This window comes from Actinotalea sp., from assembly GCF_035443605.1.
GTDB lineage: Bacteria > Actinomycetota > Actinomycetes > Actinomycetales > Cellulomonadaceae > Actinotalea.
Genome location: NZ_DAORSQ010000121.1, coordinates 1 through 6,455, shown reverse-complemented (window position 1 = coordinate 6,455; position 6,455 = coordinate 1). Strand labels below are relative to the sequence as shown.

Here is a 6,455-nt window from a genome sequence, read left to right as displayed (position 1 = left end):
CGTCCGCCTCGCCCAGGTGCTCGGCGACGGCGGTCGTCCGGGCGGCGTCCACCAGGTGCTCGGGGGTGCGCGCGGCGACCGCGTCGTCGACGGCGGCCTGGAAGCCCGAGAGGTAGACCACGACATCGGCCTCGCCGACGGCGCGGACCTGGCTCGGCGAGAGCTCGACGTCGTGCGGCTCGGCGCCCGGCGGGGTGAGGGACGAGACCGCGACGAGGTCGCCGCCCACGTGCTCGACGACGTACTGCAGCGGGTAGAACGATGCCAGCACCGCGAGGCGGTCGTCCTCGGCCCCGCCTGCCCCCCCTGCCCCGCCGGTGCAGCCGGCCGCGAGCAGCAGCGTGGCGACGCCGAGGGCACCGGTGGTCAGGGCGCGTGGGGTGGGCATGAGGACGATTCTCATTAGTGGTGAGAACGATTGTCAAGTCGGGCTGCCGTGGGGGTCTCGCCGGCGCGCGGGCCGACGCGGTGGCGGACCGTGGTGGGAACGGTGGCTGCGCGCACCGGTAGCCTGGAGCCGCACCGGGGGGACCCGGCGCACCCCTCCGCGCGAGCCACGTGCGGACACCCGCTGAGCACTGGAGCGCCCCGTGGCCGTGAGCCGTCTCGACGCCGTCATCAACCTCGCCAAGCGGCGGGGGTTCGTCTTCCCGTCCGGTGAGATCTACGGCGGGACGCGGTCGGCGTGGGACTACGGCCCGCTGGGGGTCGAGCTCAAGGAGAACATCAAGCGCCAGTGGTGGCGCACCATGGTCACCAGCCGCGACGACATCGTCGGGCTCGACTCCTCGGTCATCCTGCCGCGCCAGGTCTGGGTCGCCTCGGGCCACGTCGGGGTGTTCACCGACCCGCTGACCGAGTGCCTGTCGTGCCACAAGCGGTTCCGCGAGGACCAGATGCTCGAGGAGTTCGAGGAGAAGAAGGGCCGCGCGGCCGAGAACGGCCTGGCCGACATCGCGTGCCCGAACTGCGGCACGCGCGGCCGGTGGACCGAGCCGCGCGACTTCAACATGATGCTCAAGACGTACCTCGGCCCCGTCGAGGACGAGTCCGGCCTGCACTACCTGCGCCCCGAGACCGCCCAGGGCATCTTCGTCAACTTCGCCAACGTCATGACGACCTCCCGCAAGAAGCCGCCGTTCGGCATCGGCCAGATCGGCAAGTCGTTCCGCAACGAGATCACGCCGGGCAACTTCATCTTCCGCACGCGCGAGTTCGAGCAGATGGAGATGGAGTTCTTCGTCGAGCCCGGGACCGACGAGCAGTGGCACCAGTACTGGATCGACGCGCGGACCGACTGGTACGTCGACCTGGGCCTCTCCCGCGACAACCTGCGGCTCTACGAGCACCCGCAGGAGAAGCTGTCCCACTACTCGACGCGCACCGTCGACATCGAGTACCGGTTCGGCTTCCAGGGCAGCGAGTGGGGCGAGCTCGAGGGCGTCGCCAACCGCACGAACTTCGACCTGCGCACGCACGGTGAGCACTCCGGGACGGACCTCAGCTACTTCGACCAGACGAAGAACGAGCGCTGGATCCCGTACGTCATCGAGCCGGCCGCCGGCCTGACCCGCTCGCTCATGGCGTTCCTCGTCGAGGCCTACGCCGAGGACGAGGCGCCCAACGCCAAGGGTGGGGTGGACACCCGCACGGTGCTGCGCCTCGACCCGCGCCTCGCGCCGGTCAAGGCCGCCGTGCTGCCGCTGTCGCGGCACGAGGACCTCTCGCCGGTGGCGCGGGACCTCGCGGCAGAGCTGCGCAAGAGCTGGAACGTCGACTTCGACGACGCGGGGGCGATCGGTCGCCGGTACCGCCGTCAGGACGAGATCGGCACCCCGTTCTGCCTCACCGTCGACTTCGACTCCACGACGGACCAGGCCGTGACGATCCGCTCGCGCGACACCATGGCGCAGGAGCGCGTGGCGCTCGACCAGGTGAGCGCCTACCTCGCGGCGCGGCTCATCGGGGCCTGACCGCGCGGCCCGGACCGGGGAGGCTCAGCGCCGCCGCGCCAGGAGGAAGCCGATGGCGGCGCCGAGCGCGGTCATCACGGTCAGGACCAGCCACAACGGCATGCTCACGATGATGCCGAACAGCTGGACGTTGGCCGGCTCGCGGTTCTGCAGGACGAAGGCCACCACCAGCACGACGATGACGGCGGCCAGGATGCGGCGCGGGCTGATGACGGACGACGTGCTCGAACCAGTGGTGGCCATGACGAGGAGTCTTGCGCCAGGCGGCGCGCCAGGGCAAGGGCCCCCTCGGTGACCCGCCCCGCGGCGCGCACCGTGGTGCGCCGGACCGGTCTGGGCCATGCTGGGCCCGTGCCAGCCACCCAGCCTCCCGTCGCCGACAGCCCGACCGACGCCGGCGGCGCCGGGTCCCTCCGGCCTCCAGGGACCTCGTCGCGCCGGTGGCGCGCCGTCGCGGCCTGGTCGGTGTGCGCACTCCTGGTCCTCCTGGTCCCCGTCACGGCCGCCGCGGTGTGGGCCCGCGGCCAGCTGCTCGACACGGACGTCTACCTGTCGACCATCGGGCCGGTGATCGACGAGCCCGCCGTCCAGGAGGCCCTCGCCTCGATGGCGGCCACCGCCGTGGTGGACGCGATCCCGCTCGACGCGCTCGTCGGCGATGGTCTGCCCGACATCCTGCGGCCGCTGGCCGCCGGCCTGGTGACCCAGGTGGAGACGCTCGTCGAGCGGCAGGCCCTGCGCGTCATCGAGTCGGACGTCGCGGCGGACGTCTGGGTCACGGCGAACCGGGTGACGCACGCCCAGATGGTCCGGGTGCTCCGTGGGGACTCGGCGCTGGTACCGGCATCGGGTGGTCTGGTCGTCGACCTCAGCGGGGTGTCCGGCGCCGTCGCCGACCGCCTCGCCGACCGGGGGGTGCCCGTCGCGAACGACCGCATCCCCGGCGCGCAGATCGTGCTGGTCGACGCGGCGACGTTCGAGCGGGTGCACGGGGCCGTGCGGCTGCTGGACACGGCTGCGACATGGCTGCCGTGGCTCCTCGCCGCGGCCGTCGGGGCGCTCGTGGCCCTGCGGGGGCGGCGGGCCTGGCTGCCGGTGGCCGTCGGACTGGTGCTCGGGGGTGCCGTGCTGCTCACGGCGATCGCCGTGGGGCGGGGCGCGTACCTCGACCAGGTGGGGCAGGACGCAGTGCGCTCGGCGGCCGCTGCGGCGGTCTTCGAGCACCTCGCGGCCCGGCTGCTCGTCGTCGCGCGGCTGGTCGTCCTCGTCGGGGTGGCGGTCGCCGTCGTCGGCTGGATCGCCTGGGCGCCGGGCCGGGCCGCGCGGACGATCCGCGGGGTCGCCGCCCGGCTGCGCGCGAGCCGCGGGGTGTGGGGCCGGCCCGTGGGCGTGGGCGTCGCCGCGCTCGCGCTCGCGGTGCTGGTGCTCCCCGGTCGGACCCCGCCGGTGACCGCCGTGACGCTGCTGGTCCTCGCCGCGCTGGGCGCGCTGCTGGCCATGACCAGCCGGGGCCGGTCCGCGGGAGGTCCCGCGGGTGAGGTCACAGTTGGTCAGGTCACAGCTGGTCAGGTCACAGCTGGTCAGGTCGACGGGGCCTGATCGTCCGCCGGGCGGCCGGCGCCGGCCGACGGGCCGTGCGCGTGCCCGTGCAGGTGCCCGTGCCCGGGCTCCACGGCCGCGTGCCGTCGTCGTCCGGCCGGCTCGGCCGTCACCACCGCCGCCGCGATCGCGGTGGTCAACGGGATGGCCAGGACCAGGCCGATCGAGCCGACCAGGGTGCGGGCGATCTCCTCGGCGAACTCCCCGCTGCTGATGGTCTGCAGCAGCGGCAGCCGGTACACCTGGAGCAGCAGCAGGATGGGCAGCGACGCCCCGGCGTACGCGAAGGCGATGGTGTAGACCGTCGAGGCGATGTGGTCCCGCCCGATCCGCATCCCGCGGGAGAAGAGCGCGCCGCGCGGGGCGTCGGGGTCCGACGCGCGCAGCTCCCACACCGCCGAGGCCTGCGTGATCGTCACGTCGTTGAGCACGCCGAGCCCCGCGAGCACGACGCCGGCGAGGAACAGCCCGCGCAGCGCTGTCCCGTCCAGCTGGCCGGTGAGCATCGCCAGGCGGTAGCTCTCCTCGGTCGAGATCCCCGTGAGGTGCGCGGCCCGGGCCGCCACCACGCCGAGCGCCGCCGTGACCCCGAGCCCTGCCATGGTGCCCAGCAGGGCCGTCGTCGTGCGGCGGGAGAACCCGTGCGCGAGGTAGAGCACCACGAACATGATCGCCGAGCTCGCGACGAGCCCGGTGAGCAGGGCGTCGCGACCGTCGAGCAGCGCGGGCAGCAGGAACGTCGCGATGACGACGAAGGCCAGCACGAGCCCGACGAGCGCGCGCACCCCGCGCATCCCGGCGACGGCGACGACGACGCCGGCGAACGCGAGCGCGAGGACCCCGAGCGGCAGGCTCCGCGAGAAGTCGTACCAGGCCCAGACCTCGGGCTCGACGTCCGTCGCGAGGTAGCGCACGAGCACGACGGCCGTGCCCGGCGGGAGGTCGGTGGCCCGCACGGTGGCGGGCGCCCAGACCTCGACCACCTGGCCCGCGGCGTCGCCCGAGGTCACCTCGGCGCGCAGCGTGGTGCACGGCACGGACTCGGGGATGGAGCCGTCGGGCAGGCGGTCCTCGTTCTCCCCGCCGCAGGACTCGCTCGTCGCGCTGAGCACGCGCGCCGTGGGGTGCTCGGCGTCGACCTCGACGATCCCGGTCTCGTGCGTCTGGCCCGACGGCCACAGCGCGACGAGGCCCACGACGGTCGCCAGCGCGATGGGCACGAGGATCGCGGCGAGCACGGCCGTGGTGCGGTCGAGTCGGGTCACGCCCCGATCATCGCGCACGTCGCGGGGGATGGCAGGATCGTCCGGTGACCCCGACGCCCGGCACCGGCCCCGCCGCCGTGCTGCCCCCGTTGCGGATCGGCCCGCTCACCGTCGAGACGCCCGTGGTGCTGGCCCCGATGGCGGGGATCACCAACCGCCCCTTCCGGCGCCTGTGCCGTGAGCACGGCGCGGGGCTGTACGTCGCAGAGATGGTCACCTCGCGCGCCCTGGTGGAGCGGACCCCGGAGTCGCTGCGGATCATCCGGCACGACGACGACGAGCGGCCGCGATCCGTGCAGGTCTACGGCGTCGACCCGGCCACGGTGGGCGCCGCCGTGCGGATCCTCGCGTCCGAGGACCTCGCCGACCACGTCGACCTCAACTTCGGCTGCCCGGTGCCCAAGGTGACGCGCAAGGGGGGTGGCGCGGCGCTGCCCTGGAAGCGGGACCTCTTCGCCGCGATCGTGCGGGCGGCCGTCGACGCCGCGGCGCCGCACGGCGTGCCGGTGACGGTGAAGATGCGCACAGGGATCGACGCGGACCACCTCACCTACCTCGAGGCGGGTCTCGTCGCGCAGGATGCCGGGGTCGCTGCGGTGGCGTTGCACGCCCGCAGCGCTGCGGAGTACTACTCGGGCACGGCGGACTGGTCGGCGATCGCGCGGCTCAAGGAGACGGTCACGCGGATCCCCGTGCTGGGCAACGGCGACATCTGGTCCGCGGAGGACGCGCTGGCGATGGTCGCGCAGACCGGCTGCGACGGCGTCGTCGTCGGGCGCGGCTGCCAGGGGCGGCCCTGGCTCTTCGCCGACCTGGCGGCGGCCTTCCACGGCTCGGCCGCGCGCGTGCGGCCGGGGCTGCGCGAGGTCGCCGAGGTGATCGGCCGGCACGCCGACCACATGGTGACCGAGTTCGGCGAGGTGCGCGGCATCCGGGAGATGCGCAAGCACATGGCGTGGTATCTCAAGGGCTACGTCGTCGGCGGTGAGCTGCGCGCGGCGCTGGGCCTCATCGCCACCCGGGCGCGGCTGGACGAGCTGCTGGGTCAGCTGGACCTCGACCAGCCGTACCCCGGCGCGGGGGCCGAGGGGCAGCGCGGCCGCGCCGGAACCCCGAAGCGGCCGTCGCTCCCGGACGGCTGGCTCGACTCCCGCGACCTGTCCGAGGCCTTCCGGCGCGAGCTCGACGCCGCCGAGCTCAGCGTCTCCGGCGGCTGACCCGACTCGTGCCACTCACGGTCGACGACCTAGGCTCGCATGAGTCAGGTCGAGCCGGCCAGGCCCAGATTCCGGTCCGCGAGGAACCGGACTACGCCCGTCGTGCCCGGTTGTAGCAGGTCAGAAGAACGCCGCTGTATCCGCCCGCGGCGAATGCCAAGCAGGCATAGCAACCGAGACCAGCTGTTCCAATGCAGATGGCAGCACACGCGAGACCGATTGCCCCGAGCAGCCACATCGAGAATCCTGCGGAACTCATGCAACTGTTGAAGACACCCCAGCTCCACACCTGGGCAAATGAACTATCCGAAGCGGCGGTAGGGTCAACGATGTTGACGTTCCTAGCCGCTGCCCCATTCTGCCACATTCGGAAGTTCACAGTAGACTCGTCGACAATCTGG

At 73.2% G+C, this 6,455-nt stretch carries 6 protein-coding genes; 3 read left to right on the top strand and 3 right to left on the bottom strand.

Features of this window, described 5'->3' with window-relative positions; genetic code table 11:
- Positions 1-388, bottom strand: a 388-nt coding sequence (locus PKY62_RS11470) for a metal ABC transporter substrate-binding protein (RefSeq protein WP_324537078.1), incomplete at its 3' end; no start/stop codon positions are given.
- A 202-nt stretch (positions 389-590) separates the two neighbouring features.
- On the opposite strand from PKY62_RS11470, the gene PKY62_RS11465 reads away from it, so the two are divergent.
- Positions 591-1,973 carry a glycine--tRNA ligase gene (locus tag PKY62_RS11465; RefSeq protein ID WP_324537076.1) on the top strand — a complete coding sequence of 461 codons (1,383 nt, stop codon included), beginning with the start codon at positions 591-593 and terminating at the stop codon, positions 1,971-1,973.
- A 24-nt stretch (positions 1,974-1,997) separates the two neighbouring features.
- Here PKY62_RS11465 and PKY62_RS11460 read toward each other — a convergent pair whose 3' ends face one another.
- Entirely contained in the window at positions 1,998-2,216 is a 219-nt protein-coding gene (locus tag PKY62_RS11460) for a LapA family protein (RefSeq protein WP_324537074.1), read from the bottom strand.
- A 222-nt stretch (positions 2,217-2,438) separates the two neighbouring features.
- Here PKY62_RS11460 and PKY62_RS11455 point away from each other — a divergent pair, with 222 nt between their 5' ends.
- Positions 2,439-3,572 (top strand): hypothetical protein, encoded by a 1,134-nt coding sequence (locus PKY62_RS11455; protein ID WP_324537072.1) that lies wholly within the window; start codon positions 2,439-2,441, stop codon positions 3,570-3,572.
- Here the strand turns inward: PKY62_RS11455 and PKY62_RS11450 are convergent.
- Entirely contained in the window at positions 3,554-4,837 is a 1,284-nt protein-coding gene (locus PKY62_RS11450; RefSeq protein ID WP_324537070.1) for a YibE/F family protein, read from the bottom strand. The genes PKY62_RS11455 and PKY62_RS11450 overlap by 19 nt on opposite strands.
- A gap of 44 nt (positions 4,838-4,881) precedes the next feature.
- Between PKY62_RS11450 and dusB the strand changes: the two genes are divergently transcribed.
- Entirely contained in the window at positions 4,882-6,054 is a 1,173-nt protein-coding gene (gene dusB, locus PKY62_RS11445) for a tRNA dihydrouridine synthase DusB (RefSeq protein ID WP_324537068.1), read from the top strand.
- Positions 6,055-6,455 lie beyond the last annotated feature (401 nt).